Origin of the sequence: Methylomonas sp. LL1, from assembly GCF_015711015.1 — a bacterium.
Lineage (GTDB): Bacteria > Pseudomonadota > Gammaproteobacteria > Methylococcales > Methylomonadaceae > Methylomonas.
Genome location: NZ_CP064653.1, coordinates 4358006 through 4381274 on the forward strand (window position 1 = coordinate 4358006; position 23269 = coordinate 4381274).

General features: G+C 49.2%; 24 protein-coding genes. 16 read left to right on the forward strand and 8 right to left on the reverse strand.

Annotated elements, in window-relative coordinates; genetic code table 11:
* Nucleotides 1-322 precede the first annotated feature (322 nt).
* The 3 genes from IVG45_RS20460 to IVG45_RS20470 are packed head-to-tail and all read left to right on the forward strand — an operon-like array spanning nucleotide 323 to nucleotide 3967.
* Nucleotides 323-1177, forward strand: a complete 855-nt coding sequence (locus IVG45_RS20460) for a flagellin N-terminal helical domain-containing protein (protein ID WP_196435592.1) — start codon at nucleotides 323-325, stop codon at nucleotides 1175-1177.
* Between the two features lie 22 nt (nucleotides 1178-1199).
* On the forward strand, nucleotides 1200-3710 hold the full coding sequence (locus tag IVG45_RS20465) for a motility associated factor glycosyltransferase family protein (protein ID WP_196435593.1): 2511 nt from the start codon (nucleotides 1200-1202) through the stop codon (nucleotides 3708-3710).
* 56 nt (nucleotides 3711-3766) lie between these two features.
* Nucleotides 3767-3967 carry a hypothetical protein gene (locus tag IVG45_RS20470; protein ID WP_196435594.1) on the forward strand — a complete coding sequence of 67 codons (201 nt, stop codon included), beginning with the start codon at nucleotides 3767-3769 and terminating at the stop codon, nucleotides 3965-3967.
* Nucleotides 3968-3977: 10 nt separating this feature from the next.
* Here the strand turns inward: IVG45_RS20470 and IVG45_RS20475 are convergent, their stop codons facing one another.
* Nucleotides 3978-4778, reverse strand: a complete 801-nt coding sequence (locus IVG45_RS20475) for a cytochrome C assembly family protein (RefSeq protein WP_196435595.1) — start codon at nucleotides 4776-4778, stop codon at nucleotides 3978-3980.
* A 129-nt stretch (nucleotides 4779-4907) separates the two neighbouring features.
* Between IVG45_RS20475 and ffh the strand changes: the two genes are divergently transcribed.
* The 9 genes from ffh (at nucleotide 4908) to IVG45_RS20520 (ending at nucleotide 11057) form a co-directional block, all read left to right on the forward strand.
* Nucleotides 4908-6263 carry a signal recognition particle protein gene (gene ffh / locus IVG45_RS20480; RefSeq protein ID WP_196435596.1) on the forward strand — a complete coding sequence of 452 codons (1356 nt, stop codon included), beginning with the start codon at nucleotides 4908-4910 and terminating at the stop codon, nucleotides 6261-6263.
* A gap of 83 nt (nucleotides 6264-6346) precedes the next feature.
* Nucleotides 6347-6598: a 30S ribosomal protein S16 gene (gene rpsP / locus IVG45_RS20485; RefSeq protein ID WP_196435597.1), complete on the forward strand. Its 252-nt coding sequence runs from the start codon at nucleotides 6347-6349 to the stop codon at nucleotides 6596-6598.
* Between the two features lie 7 nt (nucleotides 6599-6605).
* Nucleotides 6606-7115: a ribosome maturation factor RimM gene (rimM, locus tag IVG45_RS20490; RefSeq protein ID WP_196435598.1), complete on the forward strand. Its 510-nt coding sequence runs from the start codon at nucleotides 6606-6608 to the stop codon at nucleotides 7113-7115.
* A gap of 6 nt (nucleotides 7116-7121) precedes the next feature.
* Nucleotides 7122-7883 (forward strand): tRNA (guanosine(37)-N1)-methyltransferase TrmD, encoded by a 762-nt coding sequence (gene trmD / locus IVG45_RS20495; RefSeq protein WP_196435599.1) that lies wholly within the window; start codon nucleotides 7122-7124, stop codon nucleotides 7881-7883.
* Entirely contained in the window at nucleotides 7876-8223 is a 348-nt protein-coding gene (gene rplS, locus IVG45_RS20500; protein WP_196435600.1) for a 50S ribosomal protein L19, read from the forward strand. Before trmD ends, rplS begins: the two co-directional genes overlap by 8 nt.
* A gap of 93 nt (nucleotides 8224-8316) precedes the next feature.
* Nucleotides 8317-8826 (forward strand): methylated-DNA--[protein]-cysteine S-methyltransferase, encoded by a 510-nt coding sequence (locus tag IVG45_RS20505; protein WP_196435601.1) that lies wholly within the window; start codon nucleotides 8317-8319, stop codon nucleotides 8824-8826.
* The gene (gene xerD, locus IVG45_RS20510) at nucleotides 8823-9710 is read left to right on the forward strand and encodes a site-specific tyrosine recombinase XerD (protein WP_196435602.1); all 888 of its coding nucleotides are present in this window, start codon (nucleotides 8823-8825) and stop codon (nucleotides 9708-9710) included. Before IVG45_RS20505 ends, xerD begins: the two co-directional genes overlap by 4 nt.
* Nucleotides 9711-9713: 3 nt before the next feature.
* On the forward strand, nucleotides 9714-10490 hold the full coding sequence (gene lpxA, locus IVG45_RS20515; protein ID WP_196435603.1) for an acyl-ACP--UDP-N-acetylglucosamine O-acyltransferase: 777 nt from the start codon (nucleotides 9714-9716) through the stop codon (nucleotides 10488-10490).
* A 141-nt stretch (nucleotides 10491-10631) separates the two neighbouring features.
* Nucleotides 10632-11057 (forward strand): response regulator transcription factor, encoded by a 426-nt coding sequence (locus IVG45_RS20520; RefSeq protein ID WP_196435604.1) that lies wholly within the window; start codon nucleotides 10632-10634, stop codon nucleotides 11055-11057.
* Here the strand turns inward: IVG45_RS20520 and IVG45_RS20525 are convergent.
* From IVG45_RS20525 to msrB, 5 genes are all read right to left on the reverse strand, one after another.
* A complete protein-coding gene (locus IVG45_RS20525; protein ID WP_196435605.1) occupies nucleotides 11054-13207 on the reverse strand; it encodes a TonB-dependent receptor plug domain-containing protein in 2154 nt (717 codons plus the stop codon). The genes IVG45_RS20520 and IVG45_RS20525 overlap by 4 nt on opposite strands.
* Before the next feature lie 8 nt (nucleotides 13208-13215).
* Nucleotides 13216-15576: an EAL domain-containing protein gene (locus tag IVG45_RS20530; protein ID WP_196435606.1), complete on the reverse strand. Its 2361-nt coding sequence runs from the start codon at nucleotides 15574-15576 to the stop codon at nucleotides 13216-13218.
* Nucleotides 15569-16054 carry a YfiR family protein gene (locus tag IVG45_RS20535; protein ID WP_230874862.1) on the reverse strand — a complete coding sequence of 162 codons (486 nt, stop codon included), beginning with the start codon at nucleotides 16052-16054 and terminating at the stop codon, nucleotides 15569-15571. Before IVG45_RS20535 ends, IVG45_RS20530 begins: the two co-directional genes overlap by 8 nt.
* 145 nt (nucleotides 16055-16199) lie before the next feature.
* On the reverse strand, nucleotides 16200-17504 hold the full coding sequence (locus tag IVG45_RS20540) for a M18 family aminopeptidase (protein ID WP_196435608.1): 1305 nt from the start codon (nucleotides 17502-17504) through the stop codon (nucleotides 16200-16202).
* Entirely contained in the window at nucleotides 17501-17896 is a 396-nt protein-coding gene (gene msrB / locus IVG45_RS20545) for a peptide-methionine (R)-S-oxide reductase MsrB (protein ID WP_196435609.1), read from the reverse strand. Before msrB ends, IVG45_RS20540 begins: the two co-directional genes overlap by 4 nt.
* Nucleotides 17897-18115: 219 nt before the next feature.
* Between msrB and IVG45_RS20550 the strand changes: the two genes are divergently transcribed.
* Together IVG45_RS20550 and IVG45_RS20555 are read left to right on the forward strand one after the other, a co-directional pair.
* Complete coding sequence (locus tag IVG45_RS20550; protein ID WP_196435610.1) at nucleotides 18116-19393, forward strand: NAD(P)/FAD-dependent oxidoreductase; 1278 nt, start codon at nucleotides 18116-18118, stop codon at nucleotides 19391-19393.
* A 9-nt stretch (nucleotides 19394-19402) separates the two neighbouring features.
* Nucleotides 19403-19603, forward strand: a complete 201-nt coding sequence (locus IVG45_RS20555; protein ID WP_196435611.1) for a YgaP family membrane protein — start codon at nucleotides 19403-19405, stop codon at nucleotides 19601-19603.
* Between the two features lie 152 nt (nucleotides 19604-19755).
* Here the strand turns inward: IVG45_RS20555 and IVG45_RS20560 are convergent, their stop codons facing one another.
* Both IVG45_RS20560 and IVG45_RS20565 read right to left on the reverse strand, forming a co-directional pair.
* A complete protein-coding gene (locus IVG45_RS20560) occupies nucleotides 19756-20481 on the reverse strand; it encodes a UDP-2,3-diacylglucosamine diphosphatase (RefSeq protein WP_196435612.1) in 726 nt (241 codons plus the stop codon).
* 41 nt (nucleotides 20482-20522) lie between these two features.
* Complete coding sequence (locus IVG45_RS20565) at nucleotides 20523-21104, reverse strand: peptidylprolyl isomerase (RefSeq protein ID WP_196435613.1); 582 nt, start codon at nucleotides 21102-21104, stop codon at nucleotides 20523-20525.
* A 111-nt stretch (nucleotides 21105-21215) separates the two neighbouring features.
* Here IVG45_RS20565 and cysS point away from each other — a divergent pair, with 111 nt between their 5' ends.
* Together cysS and fchA are read left to right on the forward strand one after the other, a co-directional pair.
* The gene (gene cysS / locus IVG45_RS20570; RefSeq protein ID WP_196435614.1) at nucleotides 21216-22589 is read left to right on the forward strand and encodes a cysteine--tRNA ligase; all 1374 of its coding nucleotides are present in this window, start codon (nucleotides 21216-21218) and stop codon (nucleotides 22587-22589) included.
* 9 nt (nucleotides 22590-22598) lie between these two features.
* Nucleotides 22599-23228 (forward strand): methenyltetrahydrofolate cyclohydrolase, encoded by a 630-nt coding sequence (gene fchA, locus IVG45_RS20575; RefSeq protein ID WP_196435615.1) that lies wholly within the window; start codon nucleotides 22599-22601, stop codon nucleotides 23226-23228.
* The last annotated feature ends 41 nt before the right edge of the window (nucleotides 23229-23269 follow it).

A 23269-nucleotide genomic window follows, 5' to 3' on the forward strand; every position in this document is an offset into this window, starting at 1 on the left:
CTGCATTCTTTTGCTATCTTTGAAATAAGGAATTATGCAGAATGTCTGGATTCTTTCAAATATTTTGAATTGTTATTCCTGCGGAAGGAGAAGCGTTTTGCTGTTGTTTAAGACGTGACGGCGCGAAAACTTTGTCACTTGAATATTGATAGTAAGGGTAAAAAATTAAAATGGTAAAAAGTCAAAAAATTGTCAAATAGAATGCTTATTTTGTTAAATTATTGATATTTAAGTGGTAGTTTGGTCTATGGCATGAAAAGTGTATGAAATGGGTTGTTGGCGATAAAGCCTATTTCATCAAACACTTACGGGGAGAACCGTCATGCCATCATCAATGGTTATTAATACCAACATTGCATCACTGAATAGCCAGCGGATGCTCAGCAAAACCAACGAAGCGCTACAAACTTCTATGGAAAGGTTGTCTTCAGGGATGCGGGTAAATAGTGCAAAAGACGATGCTGCGGGTTTGTCCATCGCCGACCGCATGACCTCTCAGATTAGAGGTATGACTGTGGCGATGCGGAATGCCAACGACGGTATTTCCATGGCGCAGACAGCGGAAGCGGGTATGGGGAATATTACTGAAACTTTGCAGAGGATGCGTGATCTGGCCATACAAGCGGCAAATTTTGGGGCCGTAAGTTCAAATGATCGGGAAAAATTACAAACAGAATTTAAGCAGCTTGGCACGGAAGTGCTGCGGATTATTGAAAACACTCAGTTTAATGGTAAGAAAATTTTAAATGGGTCGTTAGCCAGTGCGATTTTTCAAGTTGGCCCCAATACCAGCACCAATAATCAGATCAGTATCACCGTGTCTAATTTAGAAACACTTTCCGGTTTGAGTTTGTTATTTGGTGATGCGGCATCAATCGGCAGTTTGGCGACATTTTCCAATGTTATGTCTGCGATTACGAATATCGATACGGCCATTGCCAGGATCGATGACTTCCGAGCCAAACTTGGTGCCATCCAGAACCGTTTTACGGCGACTATCTCCAACTTGCAATCGTCTATCGAAAACCAAAGTGCAGCCCGCTCAAGAATCATGGATGCGGATTTTGCATCGGAAACGGCACAATTGAGTCGAGCGCAGATTCTGCAGCAAGCTGGAACGGCTATGCTTGCGCAAGCCAATCAATCAACCCAGGGCGTTCTGCAGTTATTGCAATAAGCGTCTTTAATTAAATAGCAAAATGGATAGTGGCGAAACTCTGGTAGGCGAACATCTGTTAGGTCCTTTGTCTAGTAATGAAGCGGGCGAGACCTTTCTGTTCAATTTAAACCGGCACGCTTTCGATAAGGTGAGTGCGTCCGCATTGTTTGATGCTAGATTTGGAGATGCGTTGTTCAAGGAAAATACCTTGAACATCATTGTCGGTACCGATTCGGGACTATTGTTGCGCTATTTACAAAACCGAACCTTGCCGAAAGGGACGCGCTATATTTTCATAGAGCCTGAAATCGTGTTGCAAGCGCTACGGGAATATCGATTGCTGGGCGAATCAAACGATAGGATAGTTTGCATTAGTTTGTCGGATTGGGACAGGGCGATTAGGGGGTTCAAAATATCCGATTACCTGTATATCGGAGCGGTACGGTCTTTCAACGCCATTTGTGCGCAGGATGATTTTATCAACGAATATGCTGAATTGAGCTGGGGAATTGTGGAAGTTTTGTCGCAATTGCATTGGCAAAACAACATGGCGATCGGGCAGGAGGCATTTATAGACCGGCAGATTAACAACATTGCCGAAAACAGATTGCCTGCGAAATTATTGCAAAACGCTTTTCGGGGGCAAACGGTCGTGATTTTAGCGGGAGGCCCATCGCTGGATGAGGCGTTGCCGTGGATAAGGATGCATCGGCGAAAGTTTGTACTATTCGCAGTTTCTAGAATTTCCCGGCAGCTGCTTGCTGCGGGGATAGAGCCAGATTTTGTATTTTCGGTGGATCCACACGAGGTCAGTTTTGATGTCAGTAAGGAAATGCTTAACTTTGGCCGAAAGACAATATTCATCGCTTCTTATCATGTCGTGCCTACGTTGGCCAATCAATGGCCTGGCTTAATGTTATACCTAGGGCATCGATTACCGTGGGATTCTGCGTTGAATGAGGCTAATTTAAGTGGAGCCGGACCCACTGTGACCAATTCTGCAATGAATGTGGCTCATGATTTTGGCTTTAGGCGTGTTATCTTGGCTGGTGTCGATCTCTGTTACACTCGCGATGGCTTTACTCATGCTAAAGGTAGTAACGAGCAATTGGCGGGGCCAAAACTCGATTTGACGTCGTTACAAGTTGAAACTAACGGCGGCTTCATGGCTCCAACCGGTAATGATTTTGCCATGGCGATCAAGAGCCTGAGTATGCAGGCTAAGCGCATGGTCGCGGAAGGTGCACAGGTAATAAATGTCTCCTCGGGCGCGGCCAGGATTGAGGCTGTCGAGTTCATGCCATTCGGCGATATTCACCTTGATGAATCTTGTATGGAGACTTCAGCAGTGGTCGACGCCAGAATCAAGAATACGGCGGATACCGATCAATATTTACAGGCCTCGCTGATCGAATTGAAGCGTGCTCAATTCCAGATTCGAGCCATCGTCCGTTTGGCTATACAGGCGCGCAGTATCAATGATGCTATGTATAACGCATCGGGCGTTTTGGAGAATTACAAAGACAAGAAGTTGCTTGATCGAATCGAGAAAAAACTCAAACGCGAGCATAGACATTTTGCCAAGTTGGTAAAAAGATTCGGTATCAGGCGCTTTATGCAGGTGATGAAACCATTCAATGATGAAGATTGGACTGCGGAAGAAGCCAGGCAGCTGGGTAATGTTTATTATGACGCTTATCAAGAAGGCGCCGCGAAATTATTGCAAATAATAGAAGAGGCTATTGAACGGCTTATTGTGAGACGACAAGAAAATCTTTCGGAACCCAATTTTGATCGTATTTTCGAGCAGTGGCGGCAAGACAAGAGTTTTGGACGGGTCAGAATTTGGCGTGCTGCACACCCCGATCGGGTAGTTTCGTCGGAAGCGGAAGCGGAAGCGGTTTTTGACGAATTTGAAAATAATTTCGTGCAGATACTTAATCATAAAGACACCCGTCACTTGGCTTTGATAAAAAGGCATAGTAATTTGGCTATTGTTAGGCAAAGAGCTGGTCTGCTGTTCAAACATAAGAAAACTGAAGGATTGCGTGACTTGTTAGTTAGTTTGGACGGACACGAACAGCAACAGTTGGTAGCGCCTTATCGGTATTTGGTTAACGGCTATTTAGCTGAATTGGAAGGCAAGACTGAGCTTGCATTGATTGCTTACCACCAAATTATAGATGGTGGTGACGTTTTGCTGGAAGAAGCTTTGCTTAGAATTGCCGCGATTGGTATTGAGCTTGGCGATGCAGACAACGTGAATTTAGCATTACAGTGTCTGTCGCAATTAAATCCGGTGTTTTTACCTTTTTATGCGGAAATACAGCGTTTGCATGGTGATGTAATGCTGGCCATCGACGCGTACAATAGTTATGTTGGTCAATTCCCCGGTGATACGTTGGTGCAAATGAAGCTTGCGAGGCTTTATATGGAGTCTAATGTTTACGATGCCGCAGAGATGATGCTCGATTTTATTCTACAGCAAAAGCCCGACTACGAGGCTGCTATCAGCATGAGGCGGCAATTGTTAGCTGGTAGAGGAAGTTAAATATTGGTTGATAATTGTCGATAGCTGCTGGGTTATTTATCGTTAGGAGGTGTGTTATGGTCGATTCAGTTTCAAGTGGTAATGCCGCCGGATTGATAACGGCTCTGATGAGCGAGGTGGCTGCGAAACAGAACCTTCAAGTCGGTTTGGTGAAGAAGGCTCAGGATGTCGAAAAAATGCAAGGAGAGGCCGCTTTAAAATTAATAGAGGCCGCGGGAAATGTTGCCGATGCCGGTAAAATAGATGTTCGTGCTTGAATCAATAACTTCAAACTTTTTTCAAAATCAATTCCAGCACCAGTTTGCTGCCGAAATAGGCCAGTAACAATAAAACGAATCCCGTCAATGTCCATTGGATGGCGGTTTTGCCTCGCCATCCATATCGCACTCTACCAAGTAACAGGCTTGAAAAAATTATCCAGGCGATGATGGATAATACGGTTTTGTGTACAAGATGCTGGGCGAATAAATCTTCAATAAAAATAAAGCCGCTAAACAAAGATGCGGTCAAGAAAAACATTCCCGTGCCTATCATTTGAAATAGCAGTGTTTCCATGGCTTGTAATGGTGGCAGGGCAAGGATTAGGCGCTTGGGGTGGTGGCTTCGAAGTTGTTGGTCCTGGATGGCAAGTAATATGGCTTGCAGGGCGGCGATGTTGAGTAGGCTGAAGGCGATAATGGAGGAGAGGATGTGAATGCTCATTTGCCAGTCGTGTGCGGCGACAGAATGGTTGTTTTCCGGTAGGCTCATGGCCAGGCCGAGCATAATTGCGGCTAGCGGAAAAATGGCGATGCCCAACTTTTCAACCGGTTTGTCCAGTGCCGCAAACAATAGCAATAAAACGATGAATAGTGCTACTAATCCGGCTGCATTGAAAAAACCGAAATTAAAGCCGTTGTTCTGCAGAAAAATTAGAATGATATAGGTGCAGTGCAAAGCCGCGCCAAGCCAGGCCATGCGAATGGAATTGCGGTGTTGTTCGCACTGGCTGATTAATTCTCGAATAATCAGTGTCGATGCGAAGGCGTAGCTTAAAACCGAAGCGATGCCGACAAAAGTGCTGTTCATGACTGTATGGTGGGAAATAATCAAAAAGGCGTTGCTAATGGCTTATGTTAAACTAAGCGGCCGGATTGTTCTAACCTGTTTAATGTTAGACCCTGTCAGCCTCAATCATAGAAAAACAAAGACGCAGATATGTTTGATAATTTAACCGACCGCCTGAGCGGTACCCTGAAAAAACTTAAAGGCCAAGGCCGTCTGACCGAGGCAAACATTCAAGATACCCTACGTGAAGTCCGTATGGCGCTGCTGGAAGCCGACGTTGCGCTGCCGGTGGTGACTGATTTTATCGGGCAAGTCACGGAGCGTGCCTTGGGGCAGGAGGTGCAGACTAGTCTGACTCCGGGCCAGGCGCTTATCAAGGTCGTGCAGGCCGAATTGGTCAAGGTGATGGGGTCGGCCAACGAAGAGTTGAATTTGCGTACACAGCCGCCGGCGATCGTGTTGATGGCGGGTTTGCAGGGGGCCGGGAAAACGACCACGGTGGCAAAATTAGGCCGCCATCTAAAGGAAAAGAAAAAGAAAAAAATCGGCGTAGTCAGTGTCGACGTTTATCGGCCTGCCGCGATCAAGCAGTTGCAAACCTTGGCCGAGGATGTCGGCCTGAAGTTTTTCGAAAGCGATGCGTCCGAGAATCCGATTGATATCGTCAAGCGTGCTGTGGATGCCGCTAAGCGTCAATTTATCGACGTGTTGATTGTTGATACTGCGGGCCGGTTGCATATCGATGATGAAATGATGGCTGAGATCAAAGAACTGCATGCGGCGATCAAGCCGATCGAGACCTTGTTTGTGGTCGATAGCATGACGGGTCAGGATGCCGCCAATACCGCGAAGGCGTTTCATGATGCCCTGCCGCTGACCGGTGTGATTTTGACCAAGGCCGATGGCGATGCTAGGGGTGGCGCGGCGCTGTCTATTCGTCATATAACCGGTAAGCCAATCAAGTTTATCGGTGTGGGCGAAAAAACCGATGCTCTGGAGCCGTTTTACCCGGACCGGTTGGCTTCCCGTATTCTGGGCATGGGCGACGTGTTGTCGCTGATTGAGGATATCGAAGATAAGGTCGACAAGAAAAAAGCCGAGCAACTGGCGAAAAAGATTCAAAAAGGTAAGAGTTTTGATCTGAATGATTTGAAAGAACAGTTGCAGCAGATGCAAAACATGGGTGGCATTAGTGCCATGATGGACAAGTTGCCCGGCATGGGCAGTGTTCCGAAAGAAGTTAAGGATAAGGTCAATGACAAGGACTTGGCTCGACAAATTGCGGTGATCAATTCCATGACGCCGCAAGAAAGAAAATTTCCGGACTTGATTAAAGGTAACCGAAAACAGCGTATCGCCGATGGTTGTGGCTTGGATCTACAAGCGGTAAATCGGGTTCTGAAACAGCATCAGATGATGGAAAAGATGATGAAGAAGTTCAGCAAAGGCAATATCACCAACATGATGCGCGGTTTGAAAAGCAATATGCGCGGCATGAGATTGTAAGTTTTGTAATTTATACTTCACTTATGCGAAAAATCGCGTAGAATAGTTTAATTAAATTTTGATTCAATGTTTAAGGTATTCAAATGGTAAGCATTCGTTTGTCCAGAGGCGGCGCTAAAAATCGTCCTTTTTATCACGTTGTCGTTACTGATAGCAGAAGTAGTCGTGACGGTCGTTATATCGAGCGCGTTGGTTTCTTTAACCCTTTGGCGCGTGGTAACGAGCAAAGATTGGTTCTGGATACGGAACGCGTTCAATATTGGCAATCCAACGGCGCTCAGCCGTCGGATCGCGTAGCCAGATTGATCAAAGACGCTAGCAAAGCAGCCGCTTAAGAGACCGTTGTCAAATAGTGATTATCTAAATGCCGGGCAAATATCCGGCGTTTTTGGTGTAAAAGGCTTCGTAAAGGTCTTCTCGTTTACTCAGCCGCGCGAAAACATATTGCAGTATTCACCATGGATTTTGCGGAAAAATAACCAAGTCAGGGAAATCAAGGTTATAGGTGGTCAGCGCCAAGGTAATGCCGTGGTGGCCGAGCTTGAAGGTATTGTTGATCGGGATGTTGCGTTAGCGCTGATGGGTTCCGAGATACTGATCCTCAAACAGCAGTTGCCAAAGCCGCAGCCGGGCGAATACTATTGGGCCGACTTAGTGGGACTCCAAGTTGAAACTCAGACAGGTGTCAAATTGGGCCAGGTTGACCATCTGCTGGAAACCGGGGCAAACGACGTATTAGTGGTTCTGGATGGGGAAATCGAACGCTTGATTCCCTTTTTGCAGCAACAGATAGTGTTGAAGATCGATTTGGAAGCCGGTTTGATGGTTGTCGATTGGGATCCTGACTTCTGATCCGGGATGCGATTTGACATCATCAGTCTTTTTCCGGAAATGGTGCGGGATGCCGCAAGTTATGGCGTTACCGGAAAGGCAATCGAAAATGGCCTAGTCGGGCTGTCGGTTTGGAATCCTCGCGATTATACCCATGACAGGCATCGAACCGTCGACGATCGGCCTTATGGCGGTGGTCCGGGAATGGTGATGAAGTATCAGCCCTTGCTGGATGCGGTCGATGCCGCTAAGTGCCGGACAGCCTCGGCGGAACGTCGGGTGATTTGTCTAAGTCCGCAAGGCAAATTGATTTCCCAGCCGTTATTGCAGGAAGCCAGTCAACTTGAACAATTGATTTTGATTGCCGGACGCTATGAAGGCATAGACGAGCGTTTCATCGATCAGGTGTGTGATGAAGAATGGTCTTTGGGCGATTATGTGATTAGTGGGGGTGAGCTGGCTGCGCTGATTGTGATTGATGCGGTGACTCGATTGATTCCCGGTGTATTGGGTGATGAAGATTCGGCCAAACAGGATTCTCACGCCGATGGGTTGCTGGATTGTCCGCACTATACCCGACCGGAACAAGCTGATTTCGGTGGAGTACCACGGGTGCTTTTGGGGGGTAACCATGCCGAAATCAAACGTTGGCGGATGAAGCAATCGCTAGGGCGGACTTGGTTGAGAAGACCGGATTTGCTGGAAAAAATACAATTAACCGCAGAGCAAAAGGCTTTGCTGAGTGAATTTAAAACTGAAGTTGATAAATTAGGGTGTGGTAATGAGTAATATTATTGAAGAATTGGAAGCGGCTCAGCTGAAACAAGACGTGCCGAATTTTGGACCGGGCGATACCGTGGTTGTGCAAGTACGGGTTGTCGAAGGTACACGGGAAAGATTGCAGGCATTTGAAGGTGTTGTGATTGCCAAGCGTAATCGCGGTCTGAATTCTGCTTTCACCGTCAGAAAAATTTCTCACGGCGTAGGCGTCGAGCGTGTATTCCAAACCCACAGCCCTTCAGTTGGTAGTATCGAAGTTAAGCGCCGAGGCGATGTGCGCCGCGCCAAACTGTATTATTTGCGCGAACTGACCGGTAAAGCCGCTCGTATCAAGGAAAAACTGTCTTGATATAGGCGATAGACAGGTTCGTGTAACTGGCGAATCGATCCAAAAAAGGCGGCTTCAAGCTGCCTTTTTTTTGTCCTGGCATTTAGAACAAATATGTCTCTACAGATCATTTGGCAAACTGTTGCGGATGGCGTTAAGACGCAACTGACTGTGCCGCTATTGGAGGCGGAGTTAACGATCACCCTGCTGGGTGATGTCATTGTCGATGCCTCATGGGTTATCCCGGACAGTCGCCCGTCGCTAACAGATACCGAGTTAGCCGTTCAACTAAAACGTTATTTACTCGACCCCGACCGCAATCGTCTTCAGGTTAGCTTGCTCAAACAGGGAAGCGCTTATAGTCAACGTGTTTGGCAAGCGCTTCTTGAGATTCCGCTGGGACAAAAAATGAGTTATTCGGCGTTAGCCAACAAATTGGGTTCAGGTCCGCGCGCCGTCGCGCAAGCTTGCCGAAATAATCCTTATGCCGGTATTATTCCTTGTCATCGCGTGGTTTCCAAATCCGGTCCGGGGGGGTTCATGGGGCAGAGTCGTGGTGCCATGGTCGACTTGAAAATACAGTTGCTCGAATATGAAAGTGAAATTGTAATGAATCGGCCATGAGTGGCTCGGCGAAGATCATAGAATCTTTTCTAAATGACCTGTGGCTGGAGTTTGGTCTCAGCAATAACACATTGGCTGCGTATGGCAGCGATCTAAATCAGTTCGACAAATGGCTTGAAAAAAAGACGTTGATCGAGGTCGGCGCGGAGGATATTGCCGTTTTTTTACAATACCGGCAGAAGCAAGGGCACAGTAGTCGTTCTTCGGCCCGGTTGCTGTCTTGCTTACGGCGATTTTATCGATATTTGCTGCGGGAAAATAAAATTAGTACGGATCCTTCCCAGTTGATCGATGCGCCGCATATCGGCCGCTCATTGCCGCATTCCTTGTCGGAAACCGAGGTCGAGCTGCTGTTACAGGCTCCTGAAACCGTGCATGCCTTGGGCTTCAGAGACCGAACCATGCTGGAGTTGTTGTATGCCGCCGGTCTTAGGGTATCGGAATTGGTGGAAATTAATTTTCAGCAGGTAAATTTCCGGCAAGGCTGCATTAGAATAGTCGGTAAAGGCGAAAAGGAGCGATTAGTGCCGGTGGGCGAAGAGGCCATGGTATGGTTGGAACGTTATCTGACAGGACCCAGGCAGGATATTCTCGGTAATAGGCAAAGCAATTTTCTTTTCGTCACCGCGCGAGGCTCCTGTATGACAAGGCAGTCGTTTTGGCATATTATCAAACGTTATGCCAAACAGGCCGGCATCAATGCGCATTTGTCGCCGCATACCTTGCGGCATGCGTTCGCCACGCATTTACTCAATCATGGCGCCGATTTGCGGGTAGTGCAATTATTGCTGGGGCATTCGGATTTGTCGACTACCCAGATTTATACGCATATTGCGCAACATCGCCTGAAAGAGCTACATTCAAAATTTCATCCCAGAGGATAATTCATGACCGTTCAGTTCCACCCTTCCGCCTTTATTGCGCCTAACGCCAAATTGGGGGCGAATGTCAGTGTCGGTCCGTTTGCGGTCATTGAAGACGGGGCGGATATTGGCGCCAATAGTCAAATCGGGGCGCATGCGGTGGTTCATGGCCATGTAAAAATGGGCGAGGGCAATATACTGCATCCTCATGCGGTACTGGGTGGTTTGCCGCAGGATGTCGGCTTCAAACCCGAAACCGAATCCTGGTTGGAGATTGGCGACGGTAATGTGTTTCGCGAAGGTTTCACCGCGCATAGGGCCACGGCCGCTGGCGGTTCAACTAAAATTGGTTCCGGCTGCTATTTCATGAATAACAGTCACGTCGCGCATGATTGCTCGGTGGGCGATAAAACCATCTTTGCCAATAATGTAGCGATTGGTGGTTTCGTGGAAGTGGGTAATAACGTGTTTATGGGAGGGGCTGTCGTGGTACATCAGTTTTGCCGGATAGGCTCTTACGCGATCGTGCAGGGCACTACCGGTATCAATATGGATGTGATTCCGTTCATGTTGATTGGTGGCCGCCCGGCTAAACATTACCGGCTTAACATCGTCGGCTTGAGGCGGGCCGGTATAGTTGGTGCGGATTACAAAGTCTTATCTTCCGCCTTTCGTTTGCTAAAAAATAAAAAAAGCCTGGATGAATTGCAATTAACCAAAGAGCTGCAATACTTAAAGGATTGGTTGGCTGCGGATTCAAAACGAGGCTTGCACGGTTTTGTCGATATAACCGCTGACTAGTGTGTTCCTAGGATAATCCTTGAGTTTTCGCTTTGGATTAGGCTGCAAACCAAGTATCCGCTACCCAATGGATTCTATAACCATAGCTACTGGTATTTTGTTGAAAGCCAGTCCATAGAAATTTGAATATGCCTTATCCAGATGAAAATTCTTGTAATAGATGACACCGGACAAATAGCGACAATTTTAGTGGCTATCGAAGCTGAGGTGGTTTGTATTACCGATGAAATCCGAGCCTTGAATGTTGCTCAGCAACAACAACCGGAATTGATTTTACTGGACTATGGTCTGCTAGGAGGACAAACGCCTGACTATATCCGTTTGCTACTTGCCGCAACGGCTAGGTCAAATCTGGTGGTTATTGGCGAGGAAATGAGTGAGGAGCAGATTTTTCGCTGTTTATTGGCGGGCGCCAAGGGTTATCAGGAAGGGCGGCAATTATCGGACTATATCGGTAGGTTGATACCCGCGGTGACTCAAGGAGAAGCATGGCTGAGCAGAAGAATGGTGGCTCACTTGCTGGATGCGATCAGGCAACAGCTTAACAGACAAGCTATCACCGCCTAAAAATGCACTTGGGCCTCGAAATAAAAGCTTTGACCGGCAATGGGCAGGTTATCGGGGTAACTACTGACTGCCGGTTCCTTGCCGTTACTATCGAACAGGTTACGAACCGAGGCGGTTAAATCTAAATACCCCATCAGACGTTTGGCATTTATGGTCAGGTCGACGGTTTCGTAATCTTCCAAAATCCGTCTGTCATCCGAACTGCTAAGACGGTGTCCCAACCAGTTAATTTGGGTTTGAATTTGCCATTTCGGTGTGAAATTCCAGGCTAGAGCGTTATAAACATGATGCTCAGGTACGTTGCTGACCCGGCGTAAACTGGCTTCCTGGCGAGCATATTGCCAAGCATAATTGCCGCGCAAACTCCAATCCGGATGAAATTTCCAATCCCATTCAAATTCACTGCCGTAAGCGTGTTGGCCCGGTGTATTGGTTTGGGTTAAAGGTGCTCCTTGGGTGACAAATTCACCGCCGATTAGATCTTCTATTTTGTAATAAAACAGATTTAGACTGGTTCTAAGCGTCTTGGTAGGGCGGTAATCGAAAGCTAGTTCGGTTGTTTCAATGGTTTCCGGATGAAGTGAGGGGGTGCCCGTGAATTGAGGGCTGTTTTGTTGGTATTGCTCCAGAAAACTGGGAGCCCGATAGGCTCGGCCGTACAATATTTTGCCGGTTAATTCAGGATTGATGTCCCAAACCAGAGCTGCTCTCGGATTTAAGGTATTGCCAAAATCCGAGTAATGGTCGTAGCGCAGGCCCGTGGTCAACTGCCAGTCCGCTGCGATTTGCCATTCGTCTTGTACGGCCATGGACCAGATGTCCCGATGATGATCGCCGAGAAAAGCTAGGGGAGTACCGGTAACATTTTCCAAGCCACCGGCCGTGTTGATAGCGGGAGGTGATCGTAAAGTGGAAGCGTTGATAATACCGCTGCCAAAATTGCGGTCTTCATGAGTATTCAATTCTTCGTAGCGAAATCCGGCAACCATGCGTAATAGGTGATCGCTGAAGCCGTTATAAATGCTGGTGAACTCGAAGCTGGGTACGGTATTCTTTCTACCGGAGATGAAATGCATGCCATCCGGGAAGGCAACCAAGCCGACCGGGGTTGTGCTACTCAAATTACCGTCAGCGCCCATGGGCACTACAGAGCCGGCTGGAAGGCTATAGACATTCGCTAATACGTCGGTATGCAGCAAACTGGCATGGACCTGAAGTTCCCAATCATCAATGCTATCCTCGCTGGAATAGCGCACATCAGCTAGATAGTTGCTGCCGTTGAGCTTGCCGCGGTTATCCAGCGCGCCGCTGGATCCGGCCCGAAAACCGGTATCGGCTTCGTTGAAAGCCCAGAAACTCAAATCCCAATGCTTGCGCTGTAAATTCAGATGCCCATTCCAGCGCTCGTTTTGGGTTTGCATCGGACCGGGAGCAAGGGAGGCTTGGGTGTGTAATAGGCTATCCAGTTGCGTTTGGGCATCGGAATAAATGATACGATCCGGGTCGACGCCATTATGGCTGTATTGCAGGCTGGTGGCCACGCTCCAACCTTGCCATTGCCCGCCATATTGTCCCCAAGCGCTTTTGCTGTCGGCATTGCCGCCTCGGGCGCCGACAGTGACACCATCCAGGTCGGCGGCCTTTTTGGTGACGATGTTAATCACGCCGGCAAAGGCGTCGGCGCCGTAAAGCGCCGAACCCGGCCCTCTGATGACTTCAACTCGCTGAATGTTTTCGACCGGGATGATCATGCCTGCCATATGGGTACCTTGCTGAGGTACCGAAAAGCGGGTGCCGTTCATCATTAACAACACCTCGGCATTGGTATCGTTGCGCATGCCGCGCATGGTATAGGTGTAATCGTTGGTGACAGGTTGGATGGTGACGTGGATGCCGGGTACGGTTTCCAGAATTTCATGCAGTTCGGTGGCGCCCATCGTGCTGATTTGTTCCGCCGTGATGACGCTGGTGACTGCTGCGGAGTGCGATAGGGCTTTGGCGGTGCCGGAGGCTATGCTGACGGAAATATCGCCGAGTTCCGCCGGTGATAACTCCATCAAATCGTCCATGCTGGGTTGCGCATAAGCATAATTTCCAATACAACTTAGCAACAGGGTACGTCTTAATTGTAACTTTAGACGATTTTGCATGGCGTTTCTCACAGTTCTCGCAATGGTACGGGTTTGGCTATTCCATAGCCTTGGGCGTAATCGACGCCTAGTGTTTTCAATAATTCGAAGATATTTTTGTTTTCGACGAATTCGGCTATGGTTTTTTTGTGCATTACATGGCCGACTTCGTTAATGGCTTTGACCATGGTCCAGTCAATCTTATCTTCCAGAATATCCTTGACGAATAAGCCGTCGATCTTCAGAAAATCCACGGGCAGGTTTTTCAAGTAAGCGAATGATGACAAACCGCTGCCAAAATCATCCAGCGAGAACAGGCAGCCTTTTTTGCGTAGGGTGTCGATGAAATGCTTGGCATATGACAGATTGCTGATTGCCGCGGTTTCGGTGATTTCGAAGCAGACTTTGTAGGTGGGTATCTGCCATTTGCGAAATTGCTCGCCGATGAAATCCAGCATGGTTTCATCGGACAACGATAAGCCGGATAGATTGACGGAACATAGCTCCAGGCGTTCGATAAATCCGGGGGTGGTGCCTAGATATTCGAACAGGTTGCTGATGACCCAGCGATCCAGGGCCGGCGCCATATTGTAACGTTCGGCGGAGGGCAAAAACGCACCGGGCGGAATAATCTTTCCCTGTTCGTCTTGATAGCGTAGCAAGGTTTCAAAATGCAAGCCTTCTTCCCTTTCGGCGATAGGCACAATTAATTGCCCGTACAGTTTAAAACGATTTTCATCAATGCCGACCCGGATTTTTTCCACCCATTGCATCTCGCCTTGCCGTTCGGCCAACTCGTCATCGTTGCTGCTGAAGACATGTACCCGATTGCGGCCTTTTTCCTTGGCCGCATAACACGCTGCGTCGGCTTCTTTCAAAATGTCGACGGCATTGCCGCTGCTGCGATTGATGGGGGCTATGCCGATGCTGACACTGATGCTGAAGCTGCGATTCTCCCAGGCAAATTGAAAATCACAAATCGCGTTACGAAGTTTGTCGCCGGTCAGCAAGGCTTGCTCCAGGGAACAATGCGCCATCAAAATCCCAAATTCATCGCCGCCCAAGCGAGCCAATATGTCGGTTTTTCGCACCTGTTGTTTTAATAATTCGCCCAGTTGCCTGAGCAATTCATCGCCCGCTAGGTGGCCGCAGGTGTCGTTGACTACCTTGAATTGGTCCAAATCCAGATAACACATGACATGCGAGCTATTATCGGAATGTGCTTGCGAGACTAGATCTTGAACATGAGTATCAAAATGGCGGCGGTTGGTCAAACCGGTGAGTTCGTCATGGCTGGCTTGGTAAGCAACTTTGTCGGCCAGGCGCCGGGTTTCGGTGATGTCTTCACCCACCAGTAAAACGTGCTGATGGTCATTTCCGATATCCACCAGTCTTGCGGTTTCTCGTACCCAGATAATATGGCCATTATTGCAAATGAAGCGTCTTTCCTGTTTATGGACCTGCTGCGGATATTTTTGGCATAGTTGGAAAAACGTCCGGCTATTGGCTAAGTCTTCAGGGTGGGTAAAGTTGAAGATGGAGGTGTGCTGCAATTGGTTGACGCTCAAACCGATCTGTCTGGCACCAAACTGGTTGACCGACAGGATTTGCCCTTGCAGGCTTAGATCGAACACCATGGTTGGGTTATTGTCATACAGTGTTTGGTAATTGTTCTTCAGGGCGACCAGGGTTTTGTTTTTAGCCTCGACTGTTTCCAACATGCCGTTGAAGGCGTCCACCAAAATACCGATTTCGTCGTCGCTGCATTTATGCGCGCGTATCGAATAATCGTGGTTTCGGCTGATTTTCTCAGCGGTTTTAGCCAGGAAGGCGATGGGCTTGGCTACGCGGTTAAGTAGCGGTATGGTCACCAGAAAAGCCGCAAATAAAGCGATAAACAGCACGATTAATACCACGCCTACAAATTTTACTTGGCGCATCAGCGCCGAACTCAAATCGGAGATGATCAAGACGCTACCGATCGGCTCCTTGTCCATCAGCATCGCTTCAAAAACGTAGATAGTTAGTTTGTCGGTATGCGTCCGCATTCCGGACGAGGATGGCGGACACGGTGCGTCGATATGGTCCAGGCTCGTAAACAACAGTCCTTGTTTATCATAAACACAGGCGTTTAATAAATCGGGCAGATTAGCCAGCGATGTCAGGTTTTCCTTGGCCAATCCATGGTCGTCAAACATCACCGCGGCAACGCTTCGGTTGGCAATCAGAGTAGCCGCGGCCAAAAAGTCATCTTGTGCCTTACGTTTAACCTCGGTGATATTGATGATGACCAATATTAGTAAAGCCAGTAGCATCGAGAAGAAACTGGAGGCGAGCGCAATCGAAAGTAGTTTGGATTTGATGGAAAAACGCGAGAATAGATTACTCATGTTCATCCTCTTTGACTAAGGTCGAGACTTCGATCAATTTAGCGCTAATCTCGAGACCGGATAGTTTTAAAGCCTTGAGATTAATATGTAATTTTATTTTTTCCTGTTCAAGGACAAAACCGATCATCCCACCGGATTCGGCAAAAAAAGGCTGGCTACCGACCGTCAAGGTGCTGGGCAAAGCGCCTACGATTAATGAATTCGGTGCCGAAATGCTGGTGACATCCTCGATTTTGTCAAAATAGGCAATGTGGCAATCTTTCGCCTGTTTTATGTGGGCATAACGAAATACCCGGATCGGCTTATCGAACGCCGTTTTGCTTTCCAGGTTATCGAGCAACTTTCGAAACGGGTCACCTCCAACAATGCAAATATTGAAAGTCGTGGCATGGTTTTCCGGCCAGGTGATGAATTTGGTGAAATTGTAAAGATAGGCGGCCTTGATTTTGTACTCAAGGCTTTCATCGCCATACGCCACGTTACAAATCAGGCAAAGTGGCAAGATTATTTTGCTAACGGCGGCTATCAGACCAGCAGACGAACCGTCATGCTCGAAAAATACCAAGCTTAATTCCTATCAGATGGGGTCATCGGACAAGGATAGTCTAAGTTTTTTCTTAAAGCTATATGCTCGAAAAAAAGTAGTTCAATACTTTGATCATATAGGTATGATCTTGCACGCCGGCGCTTTCGCGCGCACTATGCATGGCCCACATCGGGTTACCGACATCGACCGTGGCCATGCCCAGCTTAGCCGATGCGATAGGACCAATGGTACTGCCACAGGGCAGATCGCCGCGATGGGCATATTTTTGGAAAGGCACTTCGGCTTGCCGGCAAATCTGCATAAAGGCGGCTTCGGATAGACAGGTTGAGGCATACCGGTGATTGGCATTAATCTTGATGACCGGTCCCCGATTAACGATGATTTTATGACCAGGTTCATAAGCGTTAGGAAAATTGGGCTGATAAGCGTGGGCCATGTCGGCGCTGATCATCAGGCTGTTGGCGAGTGCGCGGTGATAACCCTGTTTATCCAAATCCAGTGCAAGCGCGACACGCTCCAGTACATCCGGTAAAAAGCTGCCGGCCGCGCCCTTGCAACTCTCGCTGCCGATTTCTTCATGATCGAAAAACGCGCAGACCAATGTATTGCCGCTGTTGAGGGCGGATTCGTTTAATAAGGCAGTCAGCCCGGCATGGCAGGAGGCCAGATTGTCCAGTTGGCTGTCGGCATAAAAAGCCTGATTGTCACCCCAAAATACGCCTTTTTGGGTGTCGTAGATGTTGAATTCCCAGCTCAGAATCTGTTCGACGGCCAGCCCGGCCACTTGAGTCAGCAGTTCGATAAATCGATCGGATGCCAGTTGCTGTTGGGTTGCATTGGCGAACAGTAACGGCAGCTCGGTTTGTTTGTTCAGTTTTAAGCCATCTTCGTTGACCGACCGGTTCATGTGTATGGCAAGGTTAGGCAGCCTTAATAGCGGCTGCTCGAAGCGCAACAGGCGGCTGGCGATAGTACCGTCGTCGGTTCGATAGGCAATCCGGCCCGCCAGGCTTAAGTCGCGGTCGCTAAATGTCGCCAGGATCGGGCCGCCGTAGACTTCCACACCGAGACGAAGTAGTTGTTCGCTATTTAGCACCGGATTGGGTTTTAGGCGTAAACCGGGCGAATCGGTGTGGGCACCGAGTATTTTAAAGCCGGTTTGAGCCAAGTCTTTGTGTCCAGCCACGAACATGACGATGGAAGAATCGTCGCGTACCACATAATAACGCCCGCCAGCGCTCAACGACCAGTGCTCTGTTTCGTGCAGACGCTGAAAGCCGAAATCCCGTAAACGTTGTTCCAGGCTAGCAATTACATGCCAGGGGCTGGGGCTGGCATCGATAAAATCCAGACAATCTTGTACTTGTTGCCGAGCATTCATGCTGGTTTCTTCAGGTCCAGAGCCACGGAATTGATGCAATAACGCAGGCCGGTCGGTTGCGGGCCATCGGGGAAGACATGGCCTAAATGGGCGCCGCAATGGCTACAAGTCACTTCGGTGCGTTGCATGCCGTGACTGGTATCTTCGTGTTCATCCAGGCTGCTTTCGTTCAAGGGTTCCCAAAAGCTGGGCCAGCCGCAGCCGGAGTGGAATTTATGGTCCGAGGCAAATAAGGCCTGGCCGCAACAGACGCAATGGTAAATGCCCTCAATGTTGCAATCGGTATATTTGCCGGTAAAGGGCGGTTCGGTGCCTTTTTCGCGACAGACATGAAATTGTTCAGGTGTCAGTTTTTCCCGCCAGGCTTGTTCGTTGTCGGATTGGTCGTTCATCTGTGATTCCCGGATTTATACATATTGGTTTATTGTACGCGCTGCGACTTTTTCTGCATAAGGGACTATATTGAAAAGGCAAGAAAAATTTAGTTGCAAATATTATCAAATGCTAATATTCTGAGTTTTCCAGTTTTTGAAGTCGATAAAAACATAATCACGTAGCATGGGCACCACTTCAAAAACAATACCTTCAAGTAAAAACAAGAGGAGATAGTCATGGCTAGAATCGTTGTATTGGGTGCGGGTATCGGTGGTGTGCCGATGGCTTACGAAATGAAAGAAATTGTCGGTAAAGAGCATGAGGTGGTAGTAATTTCCGATTCGCCCACTTTTCATTTCGTGCCGTCTAACCCCTGGGTGCCGCCCAAATGGCGTAAACCCGAGGATTTGAAAATCGAGCTGGCGCCGGTAATGGCGAAAAAAGGCATCAACTTTATCCAAAAAGCCGCCACCAAGGTTGATCCGGCCAATAATAAGGTCGATTTGGCCGATGGTTCCTCAGTTGATTACGACTATTTGGTGATTGCCACCGGTCCACGCCTAGCCTTTGACGAAGTGCCGGGCATGGGGCCGCATGGCGGTTATACCTCGTCCGTCTGTCATGTTGATCATGCCGCGGTTGCCGCGCAGGATTGGGACAAGTTCATGCAAGAGCCAGGTCCGATCGTCATTGGAGCGGTGCAGGGCGCGTCCTGTTTCGGTCCTGCTTACGAATATCTGATGATTCTGGAAACCGAACTGCGTAAACGCAAAATCCGTGACCGAGTACCGATGACGTTCGTTACCTCGGAACCTTATATCGGCCATCTGGGCTTGGGCGGTGTCGGCGATACCAAGGGGTTGCTGGAAAGCGCGCTACGCGACAAAACCATCAAATGGATTACCAATGCCAAGGTCGACCGCATTGAGCAGGGCATGATGTACGTCACCGAAGTCGACGACGACGGCAACGAAAAGAAAAAGCACGAAGTGCCTTTTAAACATTCCATGATGCTGCCCGCATTCACCGGTGTCGATGCCGTGCGTCACTGCGGCGCGGAAGGATTGACCAACCCTCGCGGGTTTGTGATTGTCGACCAGCATCAGCGTAATCCGACTTATAAAAACATTTACTCGGTCGGCGTATGCGTAGCCTTGCCGCCGGTGGAAAAAACCCCGGTGCCGACAGGTACGCCGAAAACCGGTTACATGATCGAATCCATGGTGACGGCCACCGCGCACAATATTCGCGACGAACTGGCGGGCAAGCAGCCGTCGGATATTCCTAGCCTAAGTGCATTATGTCTGGCCGATCTGGGCGACACTGGGGTAGCGTTTTTGGCGGTGCCGCAGATTCCGCCGCGCAACACGACTTGGGCCAACCATGGCAAATGGGTGCATCTGGCCAAAATCGGCTTTGAAAAATACTTCATGCGCAAAGTCAGAAAAGGCATCAGCGAGCCGTTTTACGAACGCATGATGCTGAAACTGATGGGCGTGGTGCGTTTGAAATAGGAGGCAACGATGTCTATCGATCGCATGGTCATGGCGTTTGCCGGATCTTTTATTTTGCTCAGCTTGGCATTGGCGCATTGGCACTCACCAAATTGGCTGTGGTTTACCGCTTTTGTCGGGGCTAATTTGTTACAGGCGTCTTTTACCGGCTTTTGTCCGCTGGCTATCATCCTGAAAAAATTAGGGGTAAAACCCGGTTGTGCGTTTTAAAAAAAATTGATTGTTGACTGAACTACTAGGTTGCATAGCTGTCTATTACAACGGAGATAGTAGAAGGTCCGGTAGCGCGGAAAGTGATCTTGATGTGCTGCCGGATTTTTTTTGCCCGTCGTTTTAACCATCCACCGGCTGCTGGCTGATTCTTAAATTGTTTCCCGCCGAAAAGTCCGCTCATCCCAGCACAGGCATTCCGCGCTGTCTTTTTTCCAATCCCCCAGCACGATGCGTTGCGCGGCGGCGCCATCAACCGTTAGATCATGCATGGCCGGTCTATGGGTATGTCCGTGGATCAATGTGCGGCATTGATATTTTTGCATCGTTTCGATGACTGTTCGCGGATTCACATCCATGATGTCTTGCGTCTTTTTGCGTTTATGCCAATAGCTTCGCAAACGATACCAGCGCGCCGCCAGCAACCGCAGCCATAACGGTTTGGATAACACGTTTTCCTGCCATTCCGGGCTGTGCGCTTTTAGTCGAAAGGCTTGATAGGGAAGGTCGTCTGTGCACAGCAGGTCGCCGTGGGTCAGCAGGACGCGATGGTGATTGAGTTCGACCACGGCGTACTCGTCTAGCAAAGTAATGCCGGTTTCGTCGGCAAATCGTTGGCCGATTAAAAAATCCCGATTGCCTTGCAGCAAAAAAACTTGGGTGCCGCTGTCGGATAATTGTTTAAGCGCCTGCTTGATGGTTTTGTTGGGCGGAGTATTGTCATCGTCGCCTATCCAGGCATCGAATAAGTCACCGAGAATATACAGCGCTTGAGCCCGCCGGGCGCGGTTTTGTAGGAAATCCAGGAATCGCCGGGTGATCTCGGTTTTTTCCAGCGAGATATGCAGGTCGGAGATAAAGAGTGTGTCTTGTTTCAAGAGATAAGGGTTCCGCCTGGCGGCGGAACCTTGCCCAAAATTTACTCGATGATTTCGGCTTTTTCGATCACGATGTCGGTTTTAGGCACATCCTGATGGCCGCCGCGATTGCCGGTGGGTTGTTTGGCCATTTCGTCGACAACTTCCATGCCTTCGATGACTTCGCCGAAAACGGCATAACCCCAGCCGCTGGGGGTCGGACTGGTGTGATCCAGAAACGAGTTGTCCTTGTAGTTGATGAAAAACTGAGCGGTGGCCGAATTCGGATCATTGGTGCGGGCCATGGCTAGTGTGCCGCGTTTGTTTTTCAGGCCATTGTCGGCTTCGTTTTTGATCGGCGCCTTAGTTTCTTTTTGCGCAAAGCTGGTGTCGAAACCGCCGCCTTGCGCCATAAAGCCCGGAATCACCCGGTGAAAGATGGTGCCGTTATAAAAGCCGCTTTTGACATATTCGGCAAAATTGGCGGCGGAAACCGGGGCTTTGGCATTATCCAGCTGGATCACGAAAGTGCCCAAGGAAGTGGTCATTTTTACTTTGGTTTGGGTGTCGGACATTTGTTTTTCCGTTGCAAATGAAAGGGTTGAAAACAAAAACAGCATCAGGTAAACAAGTGGGTTACGCATGCATGGCTCCTAAAATCGCTGCAAGCCGGCAATTCTAGGTGTTTTTATCTTGAAAGAGAAGCCGAAATCTTGATAGATTGCTCGGTCTTTAGCCGTATTCACCTGATCCCGATGCTGAAAATCTACAATACCCTGACCCGAAGCAAGCAAGAATTCGTCCCCAAACAGCCTGGCAAAATCGGCATGTACGTCTGCGGCATGACGGTTTACGACTATTGCCATATCGGCCATGCCAGGGTGATGGTGGTGTTTGACACGGTGGCGCGCTATTTACGGCATTCGGGCTACGAATTGACTTATGTGCGCAATGTCACCGACATTGATGACAAAATCATCCAGCGCGCCAACGACAATGGCGAAGATTTTTCGGCCTTGACCGAGCGCTTCATCGAAGCAATGCATGAAGACGAGCGCGCACTCTCGGTGTTGCCGCCGGACATCGAACCTAGGGCCACCCGGTCGATCACGGCTATCATTAATATGATCCAAAAGTTGATCGAGCGCGAATACGCCTATGTTGGCGGCAATGGTGACGTGTTTTATGCCGTCAATCGTTTCCAAGGCTACGGCAAATTGTCCGGTAAAAACATCGAAGACTTGCAGGCCGGCGAGCGGGTTGATGTCGATATCGCCAAGCGCGATCCGCTGGATTTCGTGCTGTGGAAAATGGCCAAACCCGGCGAACCTTACTGGGATTCGCCTTGGGGCCAGGGCCGTCCCGGTTGGCATATCGAATGCTCGGCGATGTCGACTTGCTGCCTGGGCAATCATTTTGATATTCACGGCGGCGGCATGGATTTGCAATTTCCGCATCACGAGAATGAAATTGCCCAGTCCGAAGGCGCCACCGGCGAGCCGTTCGTCAATTACTGGATGCACAACGGTTTCGTGCGGGTCAACGAAGAGAAAATGTCCAAATCATTGGGTAATTTTTTCACCGTGCGCGAGGTGTTGAAGCAATTCCGGCCGGAAGTGATCCGTTTCTTCATCCTGTCCAGCCATTACCGTAGCCCGTTGAATTATTCCGACGAACAACTGGACGATGCCGGTGCGGCACTGACCCGTTTGTATACCGCGTTAAGAGGCGTGGGGATTACCGATGTGGCTATCGATGCAGAATTCAAACAGCGCTTCGAGCAGGCGATGGATGACGATTTCAATACGCCGGTGGCGTTAGCGGTGTTGTTCGATGTGGCTCGAGAATTGAATAAAGCCGAAGATAAGCAGATTTTGGCGGCAACTCTGAAACAGTTGGCGACGATCCTAGGTTTGTTGCAGGACGACCCTGACAGCTTTCTGAAGGGTGGGGCAAGCACCGATGGTCTGACCGAAGTCGAAATCGAACGATTGATCGAAGCCAGAAAAGCCGCAAAAGCCAACAAAGACTGGTCTCAGGCGGACAGCATACGGGATCAATTAAAAGCCCAAGGCATCTTATTGGAAGATATTGCTGGCGGCCTGACTAGCTGGCGCCGCGAGAATTAAAGGCACAGTATGACTGAAATCAAAGACAAATCGGTGGAAACCTTCCTCGGTGAACTGGCCAGCAAACAAGCCACGCCCGGCGGCGGTAGCGCGGCGGCGGTGATGGGGGCTCAGGCAGCTGCCTTGGTCAGCATGGTCTGCAATCTGACCCTGGGCAAACCCAAATACGCGGCAGTCGAAGCCGACATGCAAGCCTTGTTGGCCGAATCCGAAGCCTTGCGAGTGACATTGATCGGCATGATCAAGGCCGATGTCGACGTATTCGATAAGTTGATGGCCTGCTACGGTTTACCGAAAGCCAGCGATGAGGAAAAAGCCCAACGTAGCGCCCAAATCCAGTGGGTATTGCGGGAAGCCACCGAAGTGCCGCTGGCTTGCGCCAAAGCCTGCGCCAAGGCCGTCGAATTAAGCCGGGTGGCGGCGGAAAAAGGCAACTTGGGCGTGATCAGCGACGCTGGTGTGGCGGTGATGGCGGCTTACGCCGGTTTGAAAAGCGCGGCCTTGAACGTGCATATCAATGCGGCCAGTTTAAAGGACCGTGAATTTGCCGAAGCTAAATTGGCGGAATTGCAAGCCATCATGCAAAACGCCGATACGGAAGCGGAAGCGATTTATCAAATCGTCCAAGGCAAGTTGTAAACAGGCCATGGGTTTGGCGTATACTGATAAGCAACACTCGG